Genomic DNA, 26,172 nt, shown 5'->3' on the forward strand with positions numbered 1-26,172 from the left:
ACCAACAAACCAATTATTATGTACCCATATGTGTACACAAACCGATTTAAACCTTTACTTGACGCAGCATTGCTCTGAAGCTTAAATACTGTATATCCAAACAGTAAACAATGGAGCACATAATGTTTGTTGAACTGGTTTATGACAAACGCAATGTAGAGGGGCTTGAAGGGGCCAGAGAAATTATTCTGGCCGAACTGACGAAGCGGGTGCACCAGATTTTCCCTGATGCCGAAGTGAAGGTGAAGCCGATGCAGGCAAACGGCCTGAATAGCGATGCCAGCAAAAGTGATCGTGAAAAGCTGAACCGCATGCTGGAGGAAATGTTTGATGAATCCGACATGTGGCTTGTGTCTGAGTTTCCGACAGTTCGCCAGGTGGGTATGTGACAAAATCTGGCAGCCATCATTTATCTGGCTGCCAACATTTAATTACGAACCAGATTCATTCTCCGCAGCTTCCAAAGCTTCTTCCTGTCGTTGATTCCATACACTGTTTTCAGGCATGTCGAGGCGAACGTCGATCCAGCTGTTGGCCGGAACATCCATAGGAGCCCCTTTTGTTTTGACGATCTCCCCTTCATCGCTCAGCATGTATTTCCGCTTAAAAAGCCGAATCGTCAGCCCACCGCTTTCTGTTTGCTCAGCTTCAACAACACCCAGCTCCCCCATGCCGCCAGGGTCCATAGGCGGGAGGAGTTGCCAGCCAGAAGAAGCCAGACCGGCTGAACCGGTAAGCGTATAAACACCTACATCAAGACGAGAAATACTGATTCCTTCAGCTTCTGCATTCGCCGTACCGCAGCCGCACCAGATAAAATCATTTTCATCAATATCTGTGCGCTGATTCTCGTTCTGAGATTTCACGATTCTGGCCACCGGCGAAGCTGCTTTCAGCGTGCCATCGGAGGCTTTAGTGGTATTTTCAGAAGTGTAAACAACTGAGCCTGGCTTCACGGACAGCATTGTTGAGAATGCATCGGTGCTATTATTTCTTCCTGCGATTTGGTAAGAGACGGCACCACCAATGCCTGCAACACCTGCCCTGAAGCGAGGAGTACCGTTAACCATCACTGTATGAGCCCATACACTACCAACAGTTGAAAGTCCTTCAACGGTGAAAGCGTAAGGGTTACCAGCGATACCGGCGATATTCAGGGAATTCGTTAACGTTCCTCCGCCAGTACCAAGAGCACCAAGTGCTGTTAGCGCTTCATTAGCTGTTTTCGCTCCAGTACCGCCCTGAGCGATGCTGAGAGCAGTTGTTAATCCGCTCAGGCTGGTAATGTCGCTGTTTGCCCCTTTCTTCGCCAGCGATTTTTGACCCGGTACGGTAACGGCAGTGCCATTGATAGTGATGGTGACATCAGATGTCCCGTTCATTACATCAGCGAACCCGCTCATGTAGCGCTGGTACATCGTGAAGGTTTCAGCAATATCCTGCGCCAGACCATCCACGCTCAGACTGTCACTCAGAAGAATGGCAAACCGGGTTCCAGCGGGAACAGTTGGGTTAGCTGCTGGCGTTACGGTGAGACTTGTTGCGCTGCCGATGGTGGTAATCTGAAATACCTGCACAGGGCTGGTCATTGCAATAACGGTACAGCCGTTACGAATAAGAGAACCAGCAGCAGTGAAGTTTGTGCCGGTACCTGTAAGGGTGTTTCCGCTGATGGCGATAGTGCCAGTGGTATAAATCATGTTTTCTCCAGGCAATAAAAAAACCCCGCCGGAGCGAGGTTTGTTAAAAAGACAGTTTATTCAGACGTACATATCGGGGAGAACGGGAAGGTTCAGTGGCGTTACCGTGTCATTACCAAAAATTGCATACCGCTCGCGCCCCAGATATTTCCCACCCTGAACTGAAGCACTGCCGTTCTGTATTTTTATTCCGAACATTCTATACACGTACATGCCATTAACTTCGTGAGCCATCAGCCCGAACCTACCCAGCGGAACATACCCGCTGCCGATGCTCACGGCATTTTTTGAAGGCGTCCAGAGCTGGTTGAGGTAGACGAAAGGCCGCTTTGTCGTTGAAAACGTGCAGGCCCCGGCTGCATTGAAGATGTTTAGCCCCGTTCCCGGCTGCGGCGTCACACCACTGGCGAATATGACGATATCAATCGTGCCGGTTGTCGGAGCGTCATCGTTGGTGGATGGAGGGCTGAAGAACCTGACCGTGTTGCCATCGAAATCGACTGTGTTACCGCTATTGCAGCGCCCAAAGACGATATATTTGGACTTGTCGTATCCCGCTATTGTGGGAACTGCCCAGCCGCCAGTGGGGACATTGACGGTCCCCTTCCAGATACACTGCCCTGACTGCGTGGCATTGGTAATCGCCAGGAAGTCAGTACTGTCATCAATAAGCAGGCCTTCTCCTTTACGCTGGCCAGGAGGAAATATCTGCCAGATGCTTCCGGGGAACGTGTACGTACTCTCACGCTCACTGATGCTTACGTCCTTCATCGTGGAGTTCTGCGTCACACGGCCACCGGATATGGTGACCGAGTTCATTTTATGAAGCAGCCCTGAATCAAGGTAAGCTGTCGCGTGCGGGATAAACAGCACCTGCGCCCCGGAAACATAACCGGCAATATCAGCGTATTTGGCTTTCTGGTATCCACTGTCAAAGTAGGCTCCAAAAGACGGGCACCGAAGACCCGCCGTTATCTCCATCCGCTTTCCGCCATCATTCAGATCAATTAGTAGTCCTCTTGGCATGTTATGTCCATTCTCCAAGTACGATACGGCCGCCTCCGGTCAGGTTGATAGTTACACCATTACTGTCTATCACCGTCGCCTTGTTCGGCCCACTGAATCCAAAGTTACCCGTTGTGGCGTAAATCGAGCCACGAACGGTCACGTTGTTAAACACGGCATACCCGGACTTGTTGATATGCCATCCGACATTCCCTGTCCCATCCCAGGTTGATGACTGGATGTAATTACCGATTTTACTGTTACCGATCGTCCCCTCCCCGATAACAGCATCGCGGATTATCAACTGACCATTTTGCGTGGTGAAGACGATGGTAGGGGTTCCTCCTGCCTGCATCATCACTGCAAAACGATCTGCGAGGAATAATACCTGCGACTGCATGCCAGATGGAGTATTCTCAACACCAATCCCCATACCAGCAGCATACTGTTTTCCGTTCGCATCCACGGCAACCTTGATGCTGTACATCGCCTTCAGGTCGCCGTTGACGTTCGCAATGGCCTGCGCGTTGGTGGTGATCGCTGAAGTGTGCCCGTTGATGGTCGCCGTAATGCCGTTTATCTGCGTCGCGGTGGCCTGCTGGTAATCGGAGAACGTCTGATTCAGGCTGTTGATGGATGCCTTGTTGCCGTTCACGTCAGTCTGCAAACTTAGCAGCGAACGTGCTGTTGCCTCCCTGTCGCTTGCCATGACGTTATCAATACGATCGATGTCGGCCTTGCTGTCACCGTACTGCGCACTGAGTCTCACCCGCTGATCAGCCTGCGCCAGCGTACTCGTTATTAGCGCGATAGCGTTATTCTGGATGCCGCCGCTGGCAGTATCGGTTCTTGCTCCCAGCTCCTCCAGGCGGGATGCCATTGATGAAGTCGTGTCTGTGACAACCTGTCGCAACGTGGTGATATCAGCAGTGTTTTGTGAGCTGGCTTGTTCAGCCGCATCTGCCTTACCTGATGCAGCGTCAGCTTTACTCGAAGCCGAATCAGCTTTATCAGAAATGACCTGAGTGCTCGCAGTGAGCTGATCAACAGCAGTAGCCCTTGCCTGAGCTTCATCTGACAGAGCCTGCCTTACCTCGGTAACTCCCGCCTCGTTCTGCGCAGTTTTTGCCTCAAGACGGGTAACATCCGTTACGCGCGCCTCCGTTTCAGTAGCGATCACCTCCCGGAGCTGTTCGAATGTCGCAGAGTTAGCGCCCTGTTGGGCTGTCTGGCGCACGACAACATCGGCAATAGCCAGCGCGTTGCCGATGATTGCTTCTGCTGTCTGCTTATTCGAACCTACGGCGGCAGCCAGCCCATCGGCGTTCTCCTTAATTGCATCAGAAAGCTCGGCCAGTTTCTCGCTACTGTCTACAGCACTTTCAATCAGATCCTTAAATACCTCGGAATCTTTAATCTCCTCCAGGATCGCATCGGTGATATCGGATACATCGATGCTGGCCTGACCGCGCACAAAGTCTGTATACCCTGATTCGTTTCCGCTGCGGTCAACCAGCTGCGCGCGGTACCAGAAAATTTGTCCAGCCTTAAGGCCCATCTGCTGATATTTGCGCTGCGGGTAAGGCACATCGGCCAGCAGCATCGCATCGTCTTCCGTCCCGGTCGGGCTGTACTGAATTTCCGTCTTCAGCGTGTCGTCGGTGTTCGCCGGGAATCCCCAGCTCAGCTCGATACCGAATACCACATTATCGGAAGCGATGAAGCCGACCGGTTTCGGCGGATTGCCCACTTTACCCGTAAGATTTACTTCTGATGATGTCGCCCATACTGATGAAACGTCGCTGGCGTTCACCGCCCTGACACGGACCAGATAGCGACCCGAGTAGATACCCTGCACTTCAAAGCCGAGAGAAGACGTTCGGGGCACACTAATCCAGTTGCCGCTGTCACGCCGCCATTCCGCCTCGTAAGCAACTGCACCCTGAACAGAATCCCAGGCAACGCGCATAGTGGTAATCGCAATGTTCTGGTTAACCGTAGAGTAACTGTCTACGACAATATTTCCTGGGGGAGCCTGAACCCCCGGTGGAATGACACTGACTGGCCGCTCGTCCAGTCTTGCGCCGGTATCAACAGCGGAATAGATATCAGGGTTGTAAGTCGTCCCGGTGACCTCGAAAGTACCGTCGTTGTTGTCCCGCGTTCCCGTAACACGGAAAAGCGCTATAAACAGATCGTCAGAGTCCACACCCCAGTTACATTCAGCCTCCGGCGTTTCGCTGTAGGGTGTGGTGACAGTGACTGTGTTTCCGTTAACGGCCTGGACGGTTCTGGCCTGAGCTGTGCCTGATGGAAGATTCAAAAACAGCCTGTTACCGGCTTTCACATCAGCGGCGCGATCGAGGGTTATGTTGCGGCCGTTAACCGCGCTCACCCTGCCGCCGATAGTTCTTCCGGCCAGCTCGTTAGCAGCCACGCCGATCACCTCACCAACAGGGGGAACGTCCATGCCTGTGCTGAAGGTCACCAGCTCGCCGATACCGTTGGTAAGCAGCGCCCAGCGCCCCCGCCGGTTTGCCTCTGACTGCCTGGTGCAGCCGATCGCAGTCATTTCGAGCTGACGATAATCGAAGCGCATCGCCAGATCGTTATCGTAAACAGGCTCAGGCGTGTCTTTGTAGTGGTTAGCTGGGTCAGACCAGTTCACCAGCGCGGCAGTGTTTCGGGTGGTTTCACTCGGGTCCGCAAAGGTAAATTTACCCTCAACAACGCTGGCGTGGTTATAGATATGCCACACATCGCGGGGCATATCAGCCAGGACATACATCTTATTGTCACCCCAGTACGTCATGCCGCGAAATATACCCGCCAGATCACGAAGTACGGTCCAGGCGTCATTACGGTCCTGGATATAAACGTTGCAACGAAAACGAGGCTCCGTCCCGCTTCCGCCCTTGCCGTCTGGTACCTGCTGATCGCAATACTGAGCGATGCGATATAACTCCCATTTGTCTATCTGAGTCGCATCGATTCTTTGACCCAGCCCGAAGCGCTCGTTCAGAATGATGTCGTAATAAATCCAGGCAGGGTTATCCGTCCATGCCCATTTAAATACGCCTTCCTATGTACCAGAGTAAGTGCGGGTTTCGGGATCATAAGTATCAGGTACACGGATGATTCGCCCTTTCGGATTGCACACAACCTGAGGGATGCCATTGGGGAACTGCTTTGCGTCAAACTCCACATACAGCAGAGCTGTGTTAACGTAGCGAAGTTTGGCGTCAATAATTTCAGTAACGGCCACAACGCGCATGGTGTCGACGATATTCACGCTCGTGGAATCCGGCGTGATTCTGCGAACCCGCAACTGCCATCCAGTCGAGGCTTTTGGAAGGTTAACGCGGTGACTGCGCTCATAAAGCGACGTGGTTTTGTCATCGACCGCACCGTTAACCACCGTTTCATACGGCCCGCCATCGACCGACAGATCGATAGCATACTCGACGCGGGTGCCGACTTTATCACCGTTGTTTTTCTGGAGTAAAAGAGTTGGCCATCCCAGGCGAATTCGCAGCGCAGAGAGCTGCGTGTTGGATACCGCGCGCACGTACGGCACAGCCTGTTTCAGCTCGTATGAAACCTGAAGTTCGTTTTCAATGCCGGGGAAGCCCTGAATGTAGTCCTGGTCCTGAGTGCCGGAACGGAACTCATATTTCACATTATTGAAGTTATAACTTCCGTCGGCGTTCTGAAGAGGCGTGTAGGAAGATGAGTCACCAAGAAAAATGTTTTTACCATCAAGCCCGCCAGCGAACTCACCCTCTCCAAGCGCAATCAGCACCTTTGCCCTTGCAATGGACTGAATGCTGTCCGGTGCTTCAACGGGTGTTCGGGTCTGATTGCTGCCACCTTTACCGCGGCCTTTGATGATTGTCGTCGTCATATCGCGTCCATAAAAAAGCCACCGTCAGGTGGCTTGCAGTACGTGGTTTGGTTTATTGCTGATCTTCTGCATAAACCCCGGCGGATATAATGGCACCGCCAATTTCCCGTTGCCCATAAAGCAGGGGGACGGGATTGCCAGATGCCGTCGTGTTAACGGGACCACCAAACGCATAGGAGGGTTTGTTATCAGGTTCCTGACGCATTCGCAGACCTGAAACCTGAGGAGAGAGCATTTGCACTACACCGCCAACGGCCATAGAGCCAGCTGCGGCATATAGTGCCATTTGTGTGCTTGCTGCCCATCCTATTGGGTTCCACCAGGTAAAGGCCGCAATTGCGGCGGCAGTAACAATTTGAAAGAGCCCCGCCCTTTTACTACCGCGTATGACAGGGATAATGCGGAGCTCATCACCAGGCCCAAGAAGATCAAACTCTTCCTTGCCTATGTTTATTTGGTTTCGGAAGATGACAAAGTCCAGCCCTTTCGCTCTGGTCTCGCGCAGGTAGGAATCAAATCCATCAATGGTGTTAGAAAGCGCCCTGAAAACTTCGCTGGCGGACGTTAGTGCACGGCGATGTGTCCTGCCAAATCGCTGAGCCATTGAGCCGCTGAGTTTGATAACGGTTTTTCTTTCCATTACATCAAATCCTTATAACGCAGAATTTTGATGGTACGGTCACGGTAATAGCCACCGTAGGGAATACGCTGGCTTAGCTGGCCATACATGTGATGCAGTAGCATGTTGCCATCAAGCAAAATCCCGGCATGGTTTGGGACGGTGGACTGAACCTGCATGATAACCATGTCACCTGGCTGAGCGGGACCGTCGTACTCACGGAAACCGCATTCCTGCCAGTTATCCATATAGAGGTTTTCGCCCTGCTCCCACCAGTGGCGATCTACGCTGTAGTTGGGCAGTTCAATGCCGTGCTCGATGCGGAAATAGTCCATGATGAGAGACCAGCAGTCTGCATACCCGAGTACAAACTGGCGCCCTGTAAGGGGGCGGTCTCCGCGAGGCATGACGGTGCGAATGTCGCCCTCCGGCCACGATGCAATAATCCAGGGCAGTTCCGTGGCATCACACATCAGCATGTCGAGCTCGCTCGGCTGAGTTGTTGCCCCGTCGCCGGGATGGCTGTGGACGATCGCCACCACAGTGCCCTGCTCTTCAGCGGCCGCATAATCCTCAGGATTAAGTTCAAATTGCTCAGTCGGCGACTCAGCATTATTTTTGCAGGGGATGTATTTCTCCACCCGCCCCTTCTGAATAACCACGCCACAGCACTCCTCGGGGAAGGATGCGGCGGCATGCGCCAGAATGGCGCTAACTGTTTTGTCGCGCATGATTATCCTCTCAGAAGTGAAGAGCCGGGGAACCCGCCATAATCCAGCTGTTCATTCTCTCCGAAGCGAGGTTTACAGCCCGTTGACAGCAATCCGGAGCAAACATCCTGTGAAGGATCGTCCACCCGATTGCCGTCTTTATCGAACCAGCCGTTTTGCCCGGCGTAGGTGCAGCCGTTCCCGGTTTTGTACCAGCCCCGCATGCACCACGTGCACATTGGCTGAATTTGCCGGGTCGGAATGAGTTGCCCTCGCAAATCGGCTGGACTTGAAAGCTCAAACTCTACGGTTTCATCGTCTGACCCTGATTTACGGTCGATGTAATAAACCTGTTTGCGCTCCTCGTTGGGATTCGCAGTCGGGTTCCCGCCAGGAAAATTTCTTGCGTCCAGGTAGTGAGCGAAGGTGTCATGGATGATCACCTTTGCTTTAGCCATCCCCTGAAACCTGCGGCACAGCGCGCCAATCGTACCGCTGATGTTTGCAACAGTGAGTGACGGCCGTGAACTCTGGCCGTCACTGCTTACAGATATGCCGGTCAGTTCATACGGCCACGCGCCATACTCCTGCCCCTGCCACCACACCGACTTCGGCTCAAGTTTTGACTCGTCGCCGCCTGCGGCGATGATTTCCGCCTCGGTATGCGGGATTGTCTCGTTGTGAAAGCGAAGAATACCCGCACCGAACGCTGAGCCGTCTACCTCAATCAGGCGGACGCGCTTACCCGGCTCCAGTTTCTGGACATCAGATGAAATACTCATGGATGGTATGCCTGTATGAATGTGCTGCTGAGGGTGTATTTTTTGTTGCCGTGGGTAGATATCTGGAAGGATTCCGCGCGCCATAAACCTGAAGGCTCAAGCGGTGGCTTCCAGATAAATGACTTCCACCCTGCATGTCTGTTCAGAAAGTTTTTAATGGCCTGAATGTAAGCCTCATCGCCGGTAAAGCTCACGCTCCACTGAGGTGTTACCGGGTTGATGCCGTCCCCGGCCACCTGTGTATAGCCATCGCCAAACTGCGCCTTTCGGGTACGAAAACTTGTATCAACCTGAGAGGTAACCTTTGGGCACCAGCTGAAGGTTTCGACTGCCATGGTTAAACTCCCTTGATTAATCGCCACAGAGGCGAGCCCGGCATGCTGGCCTGTTCGTTAATGACACCAGTGATGGCATCCTTAAGCTGCCTGCCTGCTGCTCCGGCGGTTCCCTGACTGGCTGCCTGTGGTGATCCACCCTGAATATTGATATCGCCGAAGTTAACTGAAGGCACACCGCCGGAGACCTGCGGAGTACCAACTGCCCGAACGCCCAGCGAACCATCAGCGGCGCGCGTAAGCGGCATAATGGCTTCCGGACCAGCCTCGGCAAAAACCCCTGCGCCTTTGGCAAAAGCAAACAGCTGAGGCGTCTGGAAAACGCCATTGCTGTAAGCGCTCAGGGACGGAGAGTCGTAAACATTACCCTTCGCATTAAAGGTAAAGTTCGCGCCAGCATTCTGAATAGCGGTACCGCTGCTGGCGGTTGCGGCTGACGAGGCACCAAAACTGAACAGTGATCCAATTGAGCTGACGCCATTAGCAACAGCCATGTTCACCAGAACGTTCTGGATAATCTTCAGTACGCTCACGCCCCAGTCCTTCCAGCTGTCAACGTTGCCATTGAGCATGTCGGTGATCGTGGTGACCGCGCCACCCATGGCCTGCTTCATGCCGTCAGCGGCCATGGAAGAATAATCAGTAGCTTCGTCCACCCAGTTCGCATAACCCTCAGACAGTCCCGTCATCCAGTCGTCACGCTGCGCATCAGAAGCGGCGTAATATCCCTCCTGGTCGCGCAGGCGCTCTTCGAGGTAGCGCTTATTAAGTGCCAGCCCCTGCTGATAGAACGTCTCGTCGATTTCACCAGCCTGACGCTGGCGGAGAAGATCGGTATTCTTCTGCTCAAACTCCTTACGCAGATTGAACTGCTCCTGAAGTCTTTCACGGAACCTGGTTCCCTGCCCGTAGCCCAGCAGTTGCGCTTCATTGGCTGCGCGGGCGCTTGCGTTACTGTCAGCAAGGTTGGCTTCGTAATTTCGCAGTTGCTCACGTAATTTAACCTGGTCAATCAGCGCAGCATTCTGCAATACCGTCTTTTTCTGGGCTTCTGTCAGAGAAGCAAGTTCGCCCTGGCTGACCTGGTATTTAACCTTCGCCAGTTCAGTATTCTGGCCTTGCAGGGCAATCTGCTCTTTTTGCTGCTTGATAAGGCGCTTATACACATCCTCGGTTTTCTCGCCTTCGGTTTTACCGCCCTTCGCCTTAGGTTTGTTGGCCTCATTATTCCGCCATTCAGCAAGACCGTTATTAATCAACTCCTGACGGCCTGTCTGGAATTGCGGATCACTGGTTAACCCCAGGTCATCGGCTGCATAACTCAGTCTCAGGCGCTCTTTTGCTTCACCCTTCAGGCGTGACAACTCCAGATCCCGGCGGCTCTTTTCGAGGGCATCGGTTTGTTTTTTGTCGAGGTCGGCCTGAGGGAGTCTGAGCGGGACGTTAGCCAGCCCTTGCCGGGCCATAAGGAGTTGGTTACCCAGACCGAGCAATCGATTAAGTTCATCGTGCTGCCCATTCATCAACAGAAGTGATTGATAAGCCCGGTTCTGATTTGCCGCCTCCTCCCGAATTAACGTCACACGCCGATGCTCAAGACCTTCAAGAACCTGTTGGATAGAGGCAGATTTCTCCTGCATCTGAGCAAGTCTTTCCTGCTCAACAGATAACTGTTCAGTGGCTGTAGCCAGTCCACGGGTCACGGTATCCAAAGATGTCAGGTGGTTAATCATGAAACCACCGCTGGTCGTTGGACCGGGCTTACTGATCACTGACTGATAACCAGCTATCTGCTCTTTCAGATTTTCGATCTTGCTCTTTTGTTCATCTATCAGCCTGTTCTGCTCATTCAATGCTGCGCGCGTCTTCTCAGCATTGTCTGAAGCTTCAGGCAAAGACATTGCCTTCGACTTTTTACTGACTTCATCAATCGTGGTGGCGTATTCCTGCGCCGAACGACGGGCCTGCTCCTGATTCTGATACATCGCATACCAGGCTCCTGCTCCCAGCATCACCAGACCCGGCACGCCGCCAATCAGGCCAAGCGCACCACTCATCAGGCGAGTACCGACAGATGTTACGCTATTGAGATTGCTTTGAGTCGAAACGCGGTTTGCGAGGTTCCGGCTTAATGAAGCCTGGGTCGCGGACAGACGCCTTTCAGCAATAGCTTGAGCATCAGCGTTTTTAGCTGCCACCAGCCCTGCCTGCGCGCGCTCAAGAGCAGTTCTGGCCCTGACTTTTTCCGTAGCGGTGCCACTTGCAAGAGCGGTTGTCAGTCTGGCTTGCGCTGCTGTAACTTTTGCCTCTGCTGCCGCAATTTTCTCTTGCTGGGCGGCCTGAACATCTGCGCTTCGCGATCGCTGAACAGCCTGCTGGGCTCGATAAACTTCTGCCCTTGAAGCTGCAACAGCAGACTGAGCCGCTTTATCCTGCGCAACAGCAAGTGCAACCTCTGACTTAGCCGCTGAAATTAGCGCACCTGTTGCACTCGTGGCGCTGGTTACAACTCCGCTTAGGTAGCGAGCCAGCCCCACGCCAACAAGCGCCCCAGCGACTGTTGTAATTGTTGACATATTGTCAGCAACGTCACTCAGCGCGCCGCTCACTGCTGATGAGGTAAAGGAATCAAGCGTCTGGGCAACATTATCCAATCCGCCAGACAGCGCATCAGTAGCACCGGTTGCCTGGTTTACACCGCCCACCCAGGCCATGAATGAGTTAGTTACTTTTTGAAGGGACCCAGAAACCGTTTGTGGCATGCTGGCAAATTCGCCCTGCAACGCTCCTAACTGGCTCATTAAAGCTGGGACAACCTTATCAATCGTAAGCTGTCCCTGGTCAGCCATGCTCTTGAGGTCTTTACGGGCTACACCCATTCCCGCAGCCAGAGCGCGGATTACCCGATCACCGGCTTCGTTAACGGCATTAAATTCTTCACCACGAAGAACGCCTTGTGCGAGCGCCTGGCTGAACTGAGTGATAACAGAACTCGCCTCCTGAGTGTTAGCCCCAGAAAGTTTTAGGCCGGTAGAGACAGCTTCTGTAATTTTCAGAACTTCGTCAGAGCTATAGCCGTACTCGCGCATTGAGGCTGCTGCGCGGGAAAAAAGGTTTGCGTTATCTGAAAATGCCGTGCCGGTTCTTTGGCTGATTTCCATTAACTGACGCTGTGAAGCGGCAAAATCATCAGCAGAAGATGATGCCTGTTTGAGACGAGCGTTTACGGAGTTCCATTCATCAGCAATCTGCACAATTTTACCCGTTGCAAAGGCTGCCGTAGCTGCGGCGGCAGCCCTTCCAGCAGATGCAAATCCGGCGGTCAAATCAGAGAGCGCCCTTTCGCTCTCTCTGGCAGCAGCGGCGGCCTGCCGACCGCCATTCTGCATGGTGCGGTAATAATCCTGCCCCATTCGTGAGGCGCGGGAAATTTCCGTCTGGAAAGATTGAGAATTGGCGGAAATTTTGATTATTAATTCGCGTAAGGTTGCCATTTATCCAAACTCCAGACGTAAAAAAACCGCCGAAGCGGTTTTATTTTTATTGTTTCCAGACCTTTTGCCTGGCTTCTTCAAGGTATTCTTCATCGGTTTTAGCCGGAGGTGATTCGGCCATCAAATCACTGCCACAATGTTTACATTTAATGGCTGCGTTTTTGATTATTTCCGCACAGAACGGACACTTTTTCATACCCTCATTTTCAATTAAGTCTTTTTCTTCAGCTGCAACATCTTTCTTAATTACCAGCGAGTGTACAAAGGCAATAATAAACAGCAATGCACCATAAACCCACCAAGCAAAGAAAGAGCGGCCTTTGCTTTGAGCTATTAAGGCTGGAACTAAGCCTATTACAATTGAAACAAGTAAAATTTCCATTTTCTATCCCCAGAATTATTAGTGGCTAAAATCCTAATGTTTTCTGGGTAAAAAGTCACTGAGTTGCAGCTGTAAGTGCAGCCTCAAGCCCTGCAAACGGGTCCTTCGGTTCTGATTGCTCGTCACCACCCCAGCGCAGGATCGCATCGTCCAGCGGTACTTTTGCCCCCTGCGAACCGTAGATGGCAGAGACGAGCTGAGCTGCCTGAATGTCGCCACGGATATCGCCAACCGGACTTTGCCTGTCGAACTCAATCCACATCAGAAGCTCGCTTGCCGTCATATTCTGCCGAAGCTCTGAGAGCGTGCGCCCCATCCGGAGCGCAAGCGACATCAGAAACTTTACGCCGGGGGTTGAGACTTTTCCCGCGCTTCGTCCGCATTGTTGATCAGGTCAAGCGCCTGTTTGAGCAGGCGTGAATGGACGGGGCCGTAGATTTCACGCACCTGCTCTTCTTCGTCTACGCTGAATACCGGTTGCTTATCGGTGTCGCACAGGACGTCAATGAAGAGAACCACGTCAGCGCAAAGATTACGGTGTGCCTTTTCCGATACCGACACATTTTCATCATCAGCACCCGCTTTCACCACTTCCTGCCAGCGCAGCCAGGCTTCACCTGACGGCTCACGGAGAACCACTTTGACGCCTTCCCACTCAGGAACGGCGACCGTCTTATGACGAAAACCCGACATCTTAGCCAGGGCGAGATTTTTAATATTCTTCATGCGACCTCTCAGGAGCCAGACTCGATGCTTTCAGGCTTACCTTTCAGGCGCAGGGAGAACGTTGCCGCCACTACGCCGTTGGTACCGGAAGACCAGGTGTGCTGGCGGATTTCAGCCAGGAACTTAAAGCCCTTGCCGGACGGGAAGATAATCTGGAACGCGTAGGTAGTATCGTTGTCATACGCATCACGCAAGGCGTCCTGCGCCGGATTCTTGTAGAAGTTTCCGGACAGAGAGATTTCTGACGGAGAAGGCAGACCGTTAATGTTCTCCTGCTCGGTCGAGCAAAGCGTCGTTACGTCGATATCCTGCTTCTGACCACCGGTGAACTGAATTTCTTTGATGGTGCAACTCAGATCGAGGAAGGTTGCGGAATCCATCGTTTCTTTGGTGGCTGGCAGGGAGGAAATAAGGATCTTCGTCAGCTGCGATTTTTCATAAAGTGCAGACATAGCTGTCTCCTGGAAAAAGAAAACCCGCCATTAAGCGGGTTCGTTGGGTGAATTAATCGTCAGGGGGTAACTTTAAAATCCAGGGTGGCACGGTAGAGCCGATAATCTGGCTCGTACCCGGGGATTTTTACCACCTCTGTAGGGTTTAACTGCTTAAGCGAAGAGAGCGCCAAATCTCTCAGAGAGCGTGATTCAGCGATCGAAGTGGAATACACATCGACCTGAACGGAAACCATGCTCTCTGCCTGGCCACACAGCACGTCAGCGGAAACATCATCGACGATGGAAAAGATAATCCAGGGTGGAGAGACAGACGGTTTCCCGTCACTGCCGAGCGGTGCAACGTAGGGATAAACCTGACCTCCGGCCAGCGGTTCCAGCAGAGGATAGAGATCGTCTTCCGTCATTTGCTTAATGCCTCGTCAATGGCCTGGTTCATGCGCCTGATCGCGACCTCTGTCGCCTGCTCCTGTCGGACGTCAAACGCGGGACGAATGAAAGGATGTGGCGGCATGTTGGCAGTTCCCATTTCAACGAATCGCCAGTAAAAGGCGTTTCTCGGGTTATTAGCCTTCATCGTGTTATCGCTGTTGCCGGTGCGCGGGTTAACGCCACGAATATGGACGCCGGAAGAAATCTCCCCGCGACGGCGGCTTTTTTGGGTCACCACCACCACGTTTTTTTTCAGTTTCCCGGTGCGCACTGGTGCGCGTGCGATTACTTCTTCCTTAAGCACTTCGGCACCGGCGCGCGTAGCATCACGCAGGACCTTGTTGTTTTCCGCGCGGCTCAGCGCCTCCAGGTCTTTTGCAATGTCATTTAGACCGGAAAAATCGAGGCTCGTCTCTATCATTTTTCGATCCCCTGCTTACAAAGAATTTCGAGCTGAATGCCGCGAGAATCAGGTATCGGCGGACCAATGATATTTAAAATCGCCCCCTTGAGCGGGCCAGTCATAACCCTGAGTCTGGACGCAGCAGTTATATCGCTACGAAATCGTGTCCATACCCTGATGGTGGCGACTGCGGTTTCAGCACCAGCGGCTACCAGCTCTCGCCCACTGATACCTTTTACTTCTGCCCAGGTTTCTGCACCGTCATGCCACGTTTCAACAGGCTGACCGGAAGGATCACGCGATGTTGTAATGTTCTGAATTACCACCCTGTCTCTCAGTCTTCCGGCCTGCATAACACCTCCTACACCCCGTAAATTCGGTATGGCTGAAGCAGGGCTTCAACTGCAAGCGGGACCTCTGCAACGGTTTGCCCGATGACCACGGATTCCCGGTTTGCATACCAGTGACCGATAAGCAGTAGCATGGCTGCCTTAACATCATCATTGAGCAGTATCGGGTCCGGATCGTCAGCGTAGCCAGGGCTGCTTTCATTTTCATAGAGCGTTCGCCGTGTCCATGTCTGGACGTACCGGGCCGCCGCACCTTCGTAAATCTCCAGCAGAGCATCATCACCCGTAAAGTCGGTATCAATGCGGCAATGCTGTTTCACCACATTCTGATCAAGCATTTGTTTGCCCCGAAAAAAGCGGCCCGAAGGCCGCAATAGTTATCAGCTACCCGCGCCGGTGCTGAATGAACCGTACACGAACGCCTCAGGGCGTTTCACAGCCAGCGCCAGACGTTCTTCGCAACGGATGGTGATCATGTTTTTCTCGAAGTCGTCGGCGTTCTCCGTGGAGATAACCACGTTCGCATCTTCGCGGTCGAAGATTTGCGCGCCAGCGTTAAATGCACCGGTCAGGAATTTACCCTGGAAGGCTGCCGCTTCCGTTGCAACAACCGGCAGGCCCCACAGAGTCGGACCAGTCAGCGCCGCAGGATTCGCCAGAATGTAACGACCCAGGCTGTCTTTGGTCAGCTCGATCCGCGCCCAGTCAATGAAGTGAAGAACATGACCAGATGCCGGGAAGCGTGCCAGCTGTGCCTGCAACATTGCCAGACGCAGATCGTCAATCCCGCTCTGCTGTTCGACAGTGAACGCCGGATTGAACGCTGACGCCTGAGGAACGATGCCGTGCAGATGAACGCCGGTACCATCACCGAAGAGAATTTCCTGCTCTTCTGCATACTTCAGCCCGTAGCGCATTTCGGCATCAACGGTGGACTGCAACTGTGCGAAGTCATCCAGGATCTGCTTTGAGGCTTTGAACAGGTGGGCAATGGTGCTGACGCCAGTGATTTTCGGCGTGAACTCAATTTCGCTGTATGGTTTCTGCGTATTTTCAGGAACCACTTTCGCGTTATTGGTAAAGCCTGTCTGCTGCACCCAGAAAATAGCTGAGGAGGACGTACGGCCTGGAGCAATCAGATCGCGGATGAACAGGCGCTGTTTCGGTGCCGTATCAATACCCGGCAGGCGCTGTGGCTCCACAACACCATCAGGCACATCCACCGAAGTCAGGGCGGCCTTAACCGGGATGCTGATGCGCTTACCGCCTTCTACGCTGGAAGCAAAGGTTTTCAGGGCTTCAGCGGAGATCACCTGGTGGCCAACGGACTCGACAACCTGTTTTGCGTTTGCCAGCGGCATCTGGGCAACATGTTGCTCCAGTTCGCCCATTGCGGCCTTCAGGGTTTTTTCAGCTTCACGCAGCGCATTGAACTCAGAAGCCATTTTATCAACCGCAGCTTTTGTTTCTTCTGACAGCCTGCCTGACTTCTGCGCCTCTTTGAGTGCGTCTTCTGCTTTCGCGTTGAATTTGCCGGTTGCCTCTTCAATGCTGGCAGTGACTTTTTTCAGAATTTCGTTTACTTCAGACATAAAGGGTCCTTATTTGACTAACGCCGCAAGAGCGCTTTCAAGTGAATTGAGGGTTTCAGGTTTGATATCTTCGGCAGCGCCCGGCGTACCGTCGTTGGTGGTGACAGCGCCAGGCATGCCACCGGATAAGGCTTTAATGAGTTTTCTGCGCTCAGAGCGCGGGGTGTTGGTTTTAGCCAGCAGCGCATCAAGTTTGCGAAGCGCGGCCGCGGGTGATTCATCGCCATCACTGACCGCATCAGCAGAAAGCAGGCTGTCTGCCAGTCCCTTCGCCACAGCGTCACTGCCACCGATATAACTCTCGGCATCCATCAGTTTCTGAACAGCTGCCATATCAAGGCCGGAACGCGCCGCGTAGATGTCTGCCATAGCGTTATCGAAGGGCTCAAGAGACTGTGCCAGTTCCGCAAAGTCATGGCGGTTACCCATCGCGTAGACCCAGCAGTTGTGGATCATCAGGAAGGCACCACGGCCGATCTGAATGTCATCCCCGGCCATCGCAATGACCGAGGCGGCGCTGGCGGCAATACCGAGCACCTTCACCGTCACACGGCCTTCGTATTCACGCAGAAGATTGTAGATGGCCAGACCTTCGAACATGTCACCGCCAGGGGAGTTGATATTGACCGTGACGTCGGCGCCATTCATCGCCCGTAGTGCACCGGCGATACGTTTGGCTGTTACGCCTTCACCCCAGTAGTCCTGCCCGATCACATCAAAAACAGAAATACTGTTGTCGTCAGTGGCCGCAGCTTTGATCCCGCCGTCCCAGCGGTCCAGTGCGGACGGTAATGTTTCACAGGTAACGCGCGCGCAGGGGCGACCCGCCGGTGCTACCGGAAGTTGTTTTTTGCTCATCAGGAAAGTGCTCCTAAGCGGCCTGTTTCAGCGGAGATTGTTCAAAGGAAATATCGGGGAATACGTGGTTATGCAGTTCTCTCAGGGCCAGAGCCTGAACAGCAGGATTGCTGCTTTCGAGATTTTTCAGTTGCGTCAGGTTGAGCTGAACGGTGTAAATGTCACCCCCTTCAATCGGTGGCATATTCTCAAGACGGCGCACATCATTGCGGGACATCCACCCATTCTGGAGCGCGCTGGTATAGTAAGCAGCACGGCCCGCGCTGTCGGCGCGCAGTAGTCCTTCTACGGAGAACTCCGCGAACACCTCATCATCGCTGTCCAGGAGGCACCGTCCAATTTCCTGTTCGATGTTCACCAGCAAAGGTCGCAGGGTGTGCGTCAGGAAAAGAAGGTTCATACCCTCCAGACTCGAAGCCCAGCTGCTCTGCTTTGTCGTATGCCCAACCATATAGGGCGGAACGCGGAACCAGCGGCAGATTTCCTCAATGCTGAATGAACGGCTTTCAAGAAGTTGCGCAGCCTCCGGGTTCATTGTGACGTTCTGGTAAGTTAATTTATTTTCCAGAACCATCAGCTTTCCGGCATTTTTTGAACCGATAAATGACTGAAGGTTCCGGCGCAGTCGGTCGCGCTGCTCCTTCGTCAGTGCATTTTCAGAGGACAAAAATCCGGTGCTCTGAAGGCCATTCTCGAAAATTTTTGCTGCCGCTTCATCCACCGACATAGCAGCGCCAAATACATCAACGCCCGCCATCGTTGGCATCATCCCACAAACACCATCCAGCCCGAATCCGCGAATGTGCATCATGTTTTTAACTGGAATGATGCGTTCGTTTCCGTTTTCAGTGTATTTGTATTCCAGCGCTCCGGTAGTGAGACGTTTAACCACCATGTTCTGCGGCAACAAAGGCACCAGCGAAACCAGGCGGTTTGCGATGAACTTCTTCTCAATGAAGGCATTCCCGCGAAGACAAATACTGGCTACTACCATCAACATAAAGCGGGATGGCGTCATTTCTGAGTTAGGGCGACGGCACAGCACCGAATAGGCCGGGTGATCGGTCGCAGCCTTTCGAGAGCCGTCAGGCTGGCGCGCGTATATTTTCAGTGGGAGTGTTGAAATGGACTCACTCAACAGCCTGACACAAGCCCAGACAGCAGAGAGCTTTATCGCTTTATCAGCGGTAACAACCTTTCCGCTGCTACTGGTGCCATACCATTCACGCCAGAATTCACCTGTCGTGAGACTAATTGGTACTCCCAGCCAGTTTAACAGGGCGCTTTTTACACGCCCGGGTTGTTTATTCTTAGCCATCAGATACCCACTATGATCGGTTCGTCAAAAAATCCATCGACATCGCCCTCATCCCCAACATCCCCTTCAGATGCACCAATAGCCATAGCAGATGCCACTACGCCATCAATACGGCCGGTACTCTTTTTCTTGGCAAAGATCCGGTTTTCTTTCTGATCGGCTTCGGTTACTGCTGATGCAGCATTCCAGCGCAGGCAGGGATTGGTTTTGATGATGATGTCGCCGTCATCCAGCCGCTGTTCGAACAGCTCAATAGAGTGCGGCATCCATAACCCGGACTCCTGGGCTTTGTAGTACCCTTGCCCGTGAGGGATCAAAGGCACTGATACGCTGGCATCTTCCAGTTCAGGTTCAAGATATTTGATTCGATACTGGTCAAAGGCTATCGCCTTGATAAAAAACATCTGAGAAAGGTCAGCTATACGTTCAGCAACGAATCCGTACTTAACCGCTTTCCCTGGCGTGGTATGAATGTATCCATCCCGCTCCCACGCGTCATAAGGAACCCGATCCGTTTTAGCCCGATCAAGCAACGTGTCTTTCGGTGTCCAAAACTCCACCAGCAGTTTTCTTTTTTTCGGGAAAAACAGCGCCAGCGCGGTAAGGTCCCGGCTTCCAGAAAGGTCAAGGCCGCCATAACATTCCTCACCCTGCAATTCATGCAGGTCGAAGTCCTCTTCACATCCCATCCACACATCACTGCTCATCCAGGGATTATCGGCGTCTACCCACTGACAGAAGTTGAGGCGGCGAACGATACTCTCTTTCGACGGCATGCCACGTGCCTGGGTGACCTGTTCCCTCAGATAACGGTCTGTGAAGGTGTGACCAAGCGAGGGGTTAGCTTTCTTCCAGCAGGTCTCATCCTTAAACGGGTCCTCCCCTTCATCAAGCGAGCAGATGAACGAAAAGAAACTGTCATCCTCGATCGAACCTTCTGCTACCTTGCGCCCGTACTCGTGGTAGTCATAACAGACGCTGGTTTTATCGTGGCCGCTGTTAGTGATCATGAAAATCAGCGCCTGCCGACGTCCTTTCGTACCGGCGCGCATCATCTCAACGACCTGGTTGTTCTTATGCTCGTGAATCTCGTCAATCAGTGCACAATGCGGACGCGGACCTGACTGTCCATCATCAGAACTTATGGGTCTGAAGAAAGACCCCGTCTGAAGGAAAGCCAGGTTCCACTCCTTCCCGGCTCCGCCTGATTTATTAATCCGCTGCGCCAGCGCTGGTGACTGATCAACCATCGCCACCGCGTCCCTAAACAGGATCATGGCCTGGTCTTTTTTCGTGGCCGCGGCATATACCTCAGCACGTGGTTCTTTATCAGCTGTCAGGCAGTAGAGCCCCACTCCGCCAGCCAGCGGTGACTTCCCCGAACCTTTACCCGATTCGACATACACCATTCGAAAACGACGGTAGTTTTCAGAGTTTTTCCACCCAAATATCGAACCAACAATGAAACACTGCCAGGGCAGGAGGATAAAGGGATTACCTTCATGCTCGCCGCCGTTGAGCTTCAGCACTTTCGCGAAAAAGTCGATGGCGCGCTGCGCAGCTTCGGTATCCCAAAACAGCCCCCGGGCATGACATGATTCAAGGTCCTTAAGGTGTCGTTTACAGGCATTTCTTATATCTGGTCCGGCGATTTCCTTACCCGAAACTACATCCATGGCGTATCGCGTTGCGGGATCAACCGAAGAACTGGTTGAACGGGTCTTCTTCTTTTTCTCCACCATCCACTTTCACCTTCGTTCTGGCGGCCGGAGTGAGACCGAATTCAACCAGGTAGCTTTTAAATCGACGATCAGCGTCGGCAAGCATGGCAACCGCCGGGTTTGCTTTAATCAAAAAACCGCCCTCTGTCTGCACTGTGTACGTTCGCCCTTCATCGGCAATCGTCAGACGCAGTTGCAGAATGTCGGCGTAAATATCACAAAGACGTTCGAGCGCCAGCGTATCGGCAATGGTCAGAATTCCCATGCCGTCGAGTAGCACGGTTAGCTTTCCCCAGGCTACCTTTCCCCAGTCAGAGAGATGCTCGGGTGGACTCGGGATTTCTCGCGCCGGTGTGGGCTCCTTGTCGTTGAGTTTGCGTTTGCCCGGGTTGCCGGTTACCACTTTCAGGTGGGTCGGTTTCGGGCGTCGTCCTGCCATCGGAACCTCCCGGAAAAAAACTTTTCATTTCGCGGTTGTGCACAAAAAGGATGGGCGGCGGTCATTCAGGGGGACAGCCCTGAACTTTTACCCCGCCCTTCCCCTGTCCACTCACGAATGAGAAATATTATCGTTTGAACCAGTGCGAAGTAGGATCAAGAGGAAGGCCGCTTTCATCACAGCCGATGATAGTGCCGCGCTTCTCCATCCTCTGCTTCGTTGAGTCATGATGCTGCTTGCACAGTCCCTGCCAGTTACTGCGGCTCCAGAAGAGCTTCTGGGCTTTGCTTATGGCATCCGCATCACCAGATCGAAGAGCCTCTTTCAGTTTGTGCGGAATGATGTGGTCAACAACCGTTGCTGCTGCCACCCTTCCCTGATCCCGGCACATAACACAGAGAGGATGTGCGCGAAGGAACACCAGGCGCTCTCTGTCCCATTTGCTGCCATAGATACGCGGTTCTTTATTCACGCCAGCCTCCACGCCCGGCGGCGTTCTGTACGTGGCGCTGAGTCAGGGTGACGCTCAACAGGCTCACCATCAGCATGATCCACCAGCGAGTAACACGGATAGACCACTGAACCGCCCCAGGCATCACCTACAGCGTAATCGGCGGGCTTGCTGTTATCCCATCGGGATAGCACACGGCTGATGCGATGAGGCGGTACGCTGTAGCACACACCATGAATCAGGCGAGGAAACGAAATGAATTCATATCGAGCTTTATCAGCAATGATTAGCCGTTCGGCTATTTGCATCTGGTACTGAGGAGGCCGTCCAGTTCCGAGGTAAAAACTCAGAAGGTCATCTGGGCAGCGCGCTAACCAGTCGGTTACCTTTTCGATGAATCCGGGTACCGGTATCGCGTCGTCTTCCAGCACGACTACCCGGCAAGGTTGCTCAGCAGCCCATTCAAGCGCGCGTCGGTGATTCCAGTTAGCGCCGTGGTTACAGTCATCAATCAGCAGATGAGCATCCAGCTGCGCAGAAAGACGTTGTGCATCTCCCAAGCGTGAGCGATGCCCGACCACCACAAACTTCACTTGTGTTTCCACCAGGCACACTCCTTACCGATACCTTCAGACTTAAACACTGTGTGGATGCGCGGGCCGGTGACAATTCGATCGCCAAATGACTGCGCGACAATACCGAACGCCAGCATGTCACCCACCGCGGCGCCAGCCTGTTCTTTCTTCCAGAAACGATAGCTCTCGATCCGGTAGTAAAGACGGATGATGCCGTGAGCGAACGCCATCACATCAGCGCGGGTCCCCCCCAGCAGCCCAGCGTTTAGCATCACATCGTTGCGGTGGTCTTCAATGAACTCCTGATAGATGCGCTCCGGATGATTCTGCTTTGCCCAGGTATCGGCGTAGGTCTTTGGTTCTGAACCGACATACACCTTTCCGGCTTCCATTTCTTCCCACGGCGCGCGAAGCATTTCGACATCGGTACCATCGGTACACCAGACGAACCGGTATTCAGGGTGCTCTCGCAGGTGCTGCCAGATGTGCAACCAGCGACGAAAGTAGATATTCATCTTCACGTCAGGAACGCGACATAGCTCAACATCTGCCGGGGCCGTCAGTAATTCATCCACCAGCGCTATACGACCACACTGGCGAAGCGAGGCCGCCCATTTGCTCAGCATGTCAGGCGAGGCCGCCATTTTTGTGCCGCGCTGCGGGTCAGGCTGACTGGTAAGCAGCGTTGTGATAACCACATCGCGCTGCTGGCGGTATTCAACGTAACCAGTAAACCCGGCATCACGCCGTTCGTTGTGGATCTTCACGTTACGTTCCACCAGCGCCTGTCGGTCGGGACGCGGTACCGAACGCTCTACGGCTTCATGCTCATCGAGAGAATGGATCAGCTTTTCTGAACCGACCACATCACCGTAAGCCCACGTCGTCAGGCCAGCGTTATGGATACGTAGCGCGAGGTCACTGTGTTCATACATACCACGGCCGTATATCGGATCGAATCCACCTACTTTCTCAATGGCGCTGCGGTGGTAATACAGCATCACGCCGCGCTGCCCGGTGTAAGCGATGTGCTTATCATCCCGGTACAGGACCGCCATATCCTTCAGCTTATTCGTCCCTGCCAGATCGAGGAACTGGTAAGCCAGGTGTGGCTCGGGTGATTCAATGTAAGGCAAGTGCCAGTTATCAGCGATGGGCCAGGCGTCATCGTCCCAAAGGAAAAGATGCTCACACCCGGCGTCCATAAGCGCGGTTAAACTGGCGTTCTTCGAAGCAACAATGCCAAGTGATGTTTCATGGCGACGCAGCTGCACGCCGTCTGGTACTACTGCGGCAGGTTTTGAACCATCATCGACTACCACCACCAGCGCGCCGGCTGGCAGGTGCCTCAGATGCTGTTCGAGAGAACGTTTTAAAACGTCTGCGCGCTGATGTGTCGAAATGGCAATGCCGATCCGGGATGAAACGACGCTGGCGGGAGCGTATGGGACACCATCAATAGTGACCTGCATAAAACCTCCCGTCAGATTCCTCGCGACCGTGTATTCCAGAGGATGCCGCCTGGCTTGAGCGCATTGCGAAGAGCATCGTTCACCGCTTCGTGCATCGCCTGTTGCAAGCCAACTACTGAAGCTGTTTGCGCATCAATCTTTGCCTGGAGGGCTGCGAACAAATCGCTTTCGCGTACAGCCTTGAGAACCAGTTCTTGCATCTCGTCGGTTAGTCGCGTCTTGGTGGCTGTGCCTGTCGCTGAAGCAATTGAACTGATTGGTTCAGCGGTGGCATTATTGCCATCAGCGGGATTAGCTCCATCATGACTAATTGCCCCAGGGAAACCACCAAAAGCCAGACCACCATTGAAGGCCGTCTCTTCATTATTGCTGGCTGATTGAGCGGCTTCATGTACCTTAAAGCGATCAGCCTCAAACACGACCTTGCTCTGGCCGTCTTCTACTCCAACGGCCATACCGGCAGCATGCTCTTTGCCATCATTGTTGATGTTCAATTTCACGTTATAACCCGTAGACAATACGCCATCACCGATCAGCGCCTTATGGATGTAGGCTTGCCCTGATTTATCGACAAACCAGCCCCATTTAAAGTCTTCAATTGGGCAGTAGCTATTGATGCCGTCTCGTGGCTCATCTATAGGGCAGCCGATATAACCACCAGCGGGAACACCAAAGCGAGTATTTGCCAGATGCTTAATGGCAAACTCCTGCCCTTCAGCAGTCAGGAAGGTGAAGAAGTTTTTCTCATGATATTTTGTAGCGGTATGGCGACTTTCAGCAAACCCCAGTTCTCGAAGCTCAGCTGCACCAGATTTAGATGGCAGATCTCCGCCAGTCAACGCACCACGAAAAAACAGTGCATAAAGAACATCCGTCGCAGCGCCGGACAACGTAATGATTTTCTGACCCATGATTTATTTCCTTTTAGAAAGCAGCTCTGTCACTGGTTCCGTGATTTTCGTGATATTGCAACTGCATTTCGACAGCCTTTCTTGCTTTTACTGCTTCACTGAAATCATCGAAGTAACCAATATGCTTTACCTTTCCAGAGTCGTTTATCTTTGCTCTCCACTTTCTGCGTGCTTTATACCAGCCGACCCCGGGGACACCTGTTTTATTTGTGGAGTAAAGGCGTAAATTCTTGTTATTTACTGCCGCAGTTACTGATCGCAAGTTGTGTATGCGGTTATCACTCCTATCGCCTGAAATGTGGTCAATCTCATGCTCAGGCCAATAGCCATAATGTAACGCCCAGGCGACACGGTGAGATTTATATGTCCGACCATCTATCCCGATCCGCAAATACCCATCATCAGAAAGCGAGCCTGCTATCTTTCCGGCAAAATTGGCATTAGTTGCCCGCCAGGAATTATCTGTCTTGAAATGAGATTTGGGTCGCTGCCTCCAGCGGATGACGCCAGACTCTGGTGTGTATTCCAGCGCTTCTTTCAGATATTCGATAGAAATATCATTCATCGGAGCTACCTTTTAGTGATGAACCTTGTCGCACAGGAGATCCGGCCCTCAGAAGGCTCCGACGCCAGCCGGTTCCTCAAGGGTCATCCTGAAAGGTTCTGAGTAGAATGTGCGCGTGCGATGCGCATAAAAAGCCGCACGATGGCGGCTACTGTCTGTATATCAGGATGTTGCTTTGTATTAGCCCTGGTTAAGGTAAACATTCAGCCCGTCAGTGGTGGGACACTGATTCACGCAAAGAGGAGGAATGGCTGAATAACTCTTCGAAGGAAAAAGGATGATCACCAAAGTAAAAATCAAGTTTATTTCCCATATTGATGGATCGGTATCAGATACCCCCACGGAGCATGCAATTCCCGTAGTTCCATTGACAGTATGGCCAAGTAGCTCAAAAGATATAAACGTTTATAAACCAAATGGATTGAAGGCTGGTGCCTACGCACTTATAGATACCGGAGCAGATCTTTGCTATGTGGATTCAGACTTTGCTGACGATTTAAAACTCCCAATCGCGGAAAAAACAACTGTGAGCGGAGCCACCTCAACAATAGAAACTACAGTTCGGCATGCGGTAATATCGTTCACTGAGGACGAAAGAGTTTTTTCAACAGAATTGACTTCAGTGCCATTGGTAAGTAACGGGAGAAAATTCCAGGTCGTTTTCGGAATGCAACTAATTAAAATGGGCGCCCTTACGATGGATTTTTCCAATCAAGTATTTGAGTTAACATTTTTTAACTAACCCCCCAGGGATACCTCCCTCTTTTGCAAGACTGGATAAGGGCATTGCTTTTGCTGTTTTCCTAGAATCGGTACCAGAATTGAGTTGCGATTTAATATCTTTTAATTCGCTCTCAATTCTCTTTACACGTTCAGCTAAAGTCATGATTGCCTCTTAATAATCGCTTAAGGAGGGTGCGAATAAGTACCCTCCGCAACGAAAATGAAACTTTTAGTCAATTAAATTCAATCACTT

The 26,172-nt window shown here is 52.6% G+C and carries 29 protein-coding genes and 1 pseudogene; 2 read left to right on the forward strand and 28 right to left on the reverse strand.

Annotated features, from left to right (window positions below; all coding sequences use genetic code 11):
- The first annotated feature begins 122 nt into the window (after positions 1 to 122).
- Positions 123 to 389 (forward strand): DinI family protein, encoded by a 267-nt coding sequence (locus O1724_RS16120; RefSeq protein ID WP_000497435.1) that lies wholly within the window; start codon positions 123 to 125, stop codon positions 387 to 389.
- A gap of 42 nt (positions 390 to 431) precedes the next feature.
- On the opposite strand, the gene O1724_RS16125 is transcribed toward O1724_RS16120, so the two are convergent.
- The 27 genes and pseudogenes from O1724_RS16125 to O1724_RS16255 all read right to left on the reverse strand — a co-directional run bounded on the left by O1724_RS16125 (position 432) and on the right by O1724_RS16255 (position 25,196).
- Positions 432 to 1,700 (reverse strand): phage tail fiber protein, encoded by a 1,269-nt coding sequence (locus O1724_RS16125; protein ID WP_252457484.1) that lies wholly within the window; start codon positions 1,698 to 1,700, stop codon positions 432 to 434.
- Between the two features lie 60 nt (positions 1,701 to 1,760).
- Positions 1,761 to 2,726, reverse strand: coding sequence for a DUF6453 family protein (locus tag O1724_RS16130; RefSeq protein ID WP_033487176.1), 966 nt, complete (start codon positions 2,724 to 2,726; stop codon positions 1,761 to 1,763).
- 1 nt (position 2,727) lies between these two features.
- A complete protein-coding gene (locus tag O1724_RS16135) occupies positions 2,728 to 5,517 on the reverse strand; it encodes a TipJ family phage tail tip protein (protein ID WP_479983895.1) in 2,790 nt (929 codons plus the stop codon).
- 270 nt (positions 5,518 to 5,787) lie between these two features.
- A complete protein-coding gene (gene gpJ / locus O1724_RS16140; RefSeq protein WP_479983896.1) occupies positions 5,788 to 6,609 on the reverse strand; it encodes a TipJ family phage tail tip protein in 822 nt (273 codons plus the stop codon).
- 52 nt (positions 6,610 to 6,661) lie between these two features.
- Entirely contained in the window at positions 6,662 to 7,249 is a 588-nt protein-coding gene (locus tag O1724_RS16145; RefSeq protein ID WP_000440211.1) for a tail assembly protein, read from the reverse strand.
- Positions 7,249 to 7,959, reverse strand: coding sequence for a C40 family peptidase (locus O1724_RS16150; protein WP_023296258.1), 711 nt, complete (start codon positions 7,957 to 7,959; stop codon positions 7,249 to 7,251). The genes O1724_RS16145 and O1724_RS16150 overlap by 1 nt, the downstream gene beginning before the upstream one ends.
- Positions 7,960 to 7,961: 2 nt before the next feature.
- The gene (locus O1724_RS16155) at positions 7,962 to 8,720 is read right to left on the reverse strand and encodes a phage minor tail protein L (protein ID WP_045350814.1); all 759 of its coding nucleotides are present in this window, start codon (positions 8,718 to 8,720) and stop codon (positions 7,962 to 7,964) included.
- A complete protein-coding gene (locus O1724_RS16160; RefSeq protein WP_045350813.1) occupies positions 8,717 to 9,055 on the reverse strand; it encodes a phage tail protein in 339 nt (112 codons plus the stop codon). The genes O1724_RS16155 and O1724_RS16160 overlap by 4 nt, the downstream gene beginning before the upstream one ends.
- A 2-nt stretch (positions 9,056 to 9,057) precedes the next feature.
- Positions 9,058 to 12,549 carry a phage tail tape measure protein gene (locus tag O1724_RS16165; protein WP_252457648.1) on the reverse strand — a complete coding sequence of 1,164 codons (3,492 nt, stop codon included), beginning with the start codon at positions 12,547 to 12,549 and terminating at the stop codon, positions 9,058 to 9,060.
- 46 nt (positions 12,550 to 12,595) lie between these two features.
- Positions 12,596 to 12,931, reverse strand: a complete 336-nt coding sequence (locus O1724_RS16170) for a zinc ribbon domain-containing protein (RefSeq protein WP_032665364.1) — start codon at positions 12,929 to 12,931, stop codon at positions 12,596 to 12,598.
- 55 nt (positions 12,932 to 12,986) lie between these two features.
- The gene (locus O1724_RS16175) at positions 12,987 to 13,265 is read right to left on the reverse strand and encodes a phage tail assembly protein T (protein ID WP_045332808.1); all 279 of its coding nucleotides are present in this window, start codon (positions 13,263 to 13,265) and stop codon (positions 12,987 to 12,989) included.
- A gap of 8 nt (positions 13,266 to 13,273) precedes the next feature.
- Positions 13,274 to 13,657, reverse strand: a complete 384-nt coding sequence (locus O1724_RS16180; RefSeq protein WP_001549114.1) for a phage tail assembly chaperone — start codon at positions 13,655 to 13,657, stop codon at positions 13,274 to 13,276.
- A gap of 26 nt (positions 13,658 to 13,683) precedes the next feature.
- Positions 13,684 to 14,109 (reverse strand): annotated as a pseudogene (locus O1724_RS16185) (phage tail tube protein); the annotation flags it as partial.
- A 59-nt stretch (positions 14,110 to 14,168) separates the two neighbouring features.
- On the reverse strand, positions 14,169 to 14,516 hold the full coding sequence (gene gp17 / locus O1724_RS16190) for a DUF3168 domain-containing protein (protein ID WP_251842305.1): 348 nt from the start codon (positions 14,514 to 14,516) through the stop codon (positions 14,169 to 14,171).
- Positions 14,513 to 14,962, reverse strand: coding sequence for an HK97-gp10 family putative phage morphogenesis protein (locus tag O1724_RS16195; RefSeq protein ID WP_032622505.1), 450 nt, complete (start codon positions 14,960 to 14,962; stop codon positions 14,513 to 14,515). Before O1724_RS16195 ends, gp17 begins: the two co-directional genes overlap by 4 nt.
- Positions 14,959 to 15,297: a phage head closure protein gene (locus O1724_RS16200; RefSeq protein WP_058691674.1), complete on the reverse strand. Its 339-nt coding sequence runs from the start codon at positions 15,295 to 15,297 to the stop codon at positions 14,959 to 14,961. The genes O1724_RS16195 and O1724_RS16200 overlap by 4 nt, the downstream gene beginning before the upstream one ends.
- Positions 15,298 to 15,305: 8 nt before the next feature.
- Complete coding sequence (locus tag O1724_RS16205; RefSeq protein ID WP_252457766.1) at positions 15,306 to 15,632, reverse strand: head-tail connector protein; 327 nt, start codon at positions 15,630 to 15,632, stop codon at positions 15,306 to 15,308.
- Positions 15,633 to 15,674: 42 nt separating this feature from the next.
- A complete protein-coding gene (locus tag O1724_RS16210; protein ID WP_032622508.1) occupies positions 15,675 to 16,886 on the reverse strand; it encodes a phage major capsid protein in 1,212 nt (403 codons plus the stop codon).
- A gap of 9 nt (positions 16,887 to 16,895) precedes the next feature.
- Positions 16,896 to 17,744, reverse strand: coding sequence for a head maturation protease, ClpP-related (locus tag O1724_RS16215; protein ID WP_047717738.1), 849 nt, complete (start codon positions 17,742 to 17,744; stop codon positions 16,896 to 16,898).
- A 13-nt stretch (positions 17,745 to 17,757) separates the two neighbouring features.
- A complete protein-coding gene (locus tag O1724_RS16220; RefSeq protein WP_252457047.1) occupies positions 17,758 to 19,062 on the reverse strand; it encodes a phage portal protein in 1,305 nt (434 codons plus the stop codon).
- On the reverse strand, positions 19,062 to 20,804 hold the full coding sequence (locus O1724_RS16225) for a terminase large subunit (RefSeq protein WP_080339344.1): 1,743 nt from the start codon (positions 20,802 to 20,804) through the stop codon (positions 19,062 to 19,064). The genes O1724_RS16220 and O1724_RS16225 overlap by 1 nt, the downstream gene beginning before the upstream one ends.
- The gene (locus O1724_RS16230; protein ID WP_045911167.1) at positions 20,758 to 21,222 is read right to left on the reverse strand and encodes a phage terminase small subunit P27 family; all 465 of its coding nucleotides are present in this window, start codon (positions 21,220 to 21,222) and stop codon (positions 20,758 to 20,760) included. The genes O1724_RS16225 and O1724_RS16230 overlap by 47 nt, the downstream gene beginning before the upstream one ends.
- A gap of 127 nt (positions 21,223 to 21,349) precedes the next feature.
- Complete coding sequence (locus O1724_RS16235; RefSeq protein ID WP_252457049.1) at positions 21,350 to 21,694, reverse strand: HNH endonuclease; 345 nt, start codon at positions 21,692 to 21,694, stop codon at positions 21,350 to 21,352.
- Positions 21,691 to 22,281 carry a hypothetical protein gene (locus O1724_RS16240; RefSeq protein WP_252457059.1) on the reverse strand — a complete coding sequence of 197 codons (591 nt, stop codon included), beginning with the start codon at positions 22,279 to 22,281 and terminating at the stop codon, positions 21,691 to 21,693. The genes O1724_RS16235 and O1724_RS16240 overlap by 4 nt, the downstream gene beginning before the upstream one ends.
- A complete protein-coding gene (locus O1724_RS16245) occupies positions 22,263 to 23,720 on the reverse strand; it encodes a glycosyltransferase family 2 protein (protein WP_252457060.1) in 1,458 nt (485 codons plus the stop codon). Before O1724_RS16245 ends, O1724_RS16240 begins: the two co-directional genes overlap by 19 nt.
- A gap of 11 nt (positions 23,721 to 23,731) precedes the next feature.
- Positions 23,732 to 24,631, reverse strand: a complete 900-nt coding sequence (locus tag O1724_RS16250) for a phage tail tip fiber protein (protein ID WP_253117651.1) — start codon at positions 24,629 to 24,631, stop codon at positions 23,732 to 23,734.
- Positions 24,632 to 24,644: 13 nt separating this feature from the next.
- Entirely contained in the window at positions 24,645 to 25,196 is a 552-nt protein-coding gene (locus O1724_RS16255; protein WP_251842319.1) for an HNH endonuclease signature motif containing protein, read from the reverse strand.
- Between the two features lie 277 nt (positions 25,197 to 25,473).
- On the opposite strand from O1724_RS16255, the gene O1724_RS16260 reads away from it, so the two are divergent.
- Positions 25,474 to 25,938, forward strand: a complete 465-nt coding sequence (locus O1724_RS16260; protein ID WP_058685152.1) for an aspartyl protease family protein — start codon at positions 25,474 to 25,476, stop codon at positions 25,936 to 25,938.
- Here O1724_RS16260 and O1724_RS16265 read toward each other — a convergent pair.
- Positions 25,921 to 26,082: a hypothetical protein gene (locus tag O1724_RS16265; RefSeq protein WP_023303625.1), complete on the reverse strand. Its 162-nt coding sequence runs from the start codon at positions 26,080 to 26,082 to the stop codon at positions 25,921 to 25,923. The two genes, O1724_RS16260 and O1724_RS16265, sit on opposite strands and share 18 nt — an antisense overlap.
- Positions 26,083 to 26,172 lie beyond the last annotated feature (90 nt).

Source organism: Enterobacter cloacae complex sp. HYC074_NIDB (genome assembly GCF_056673345.1).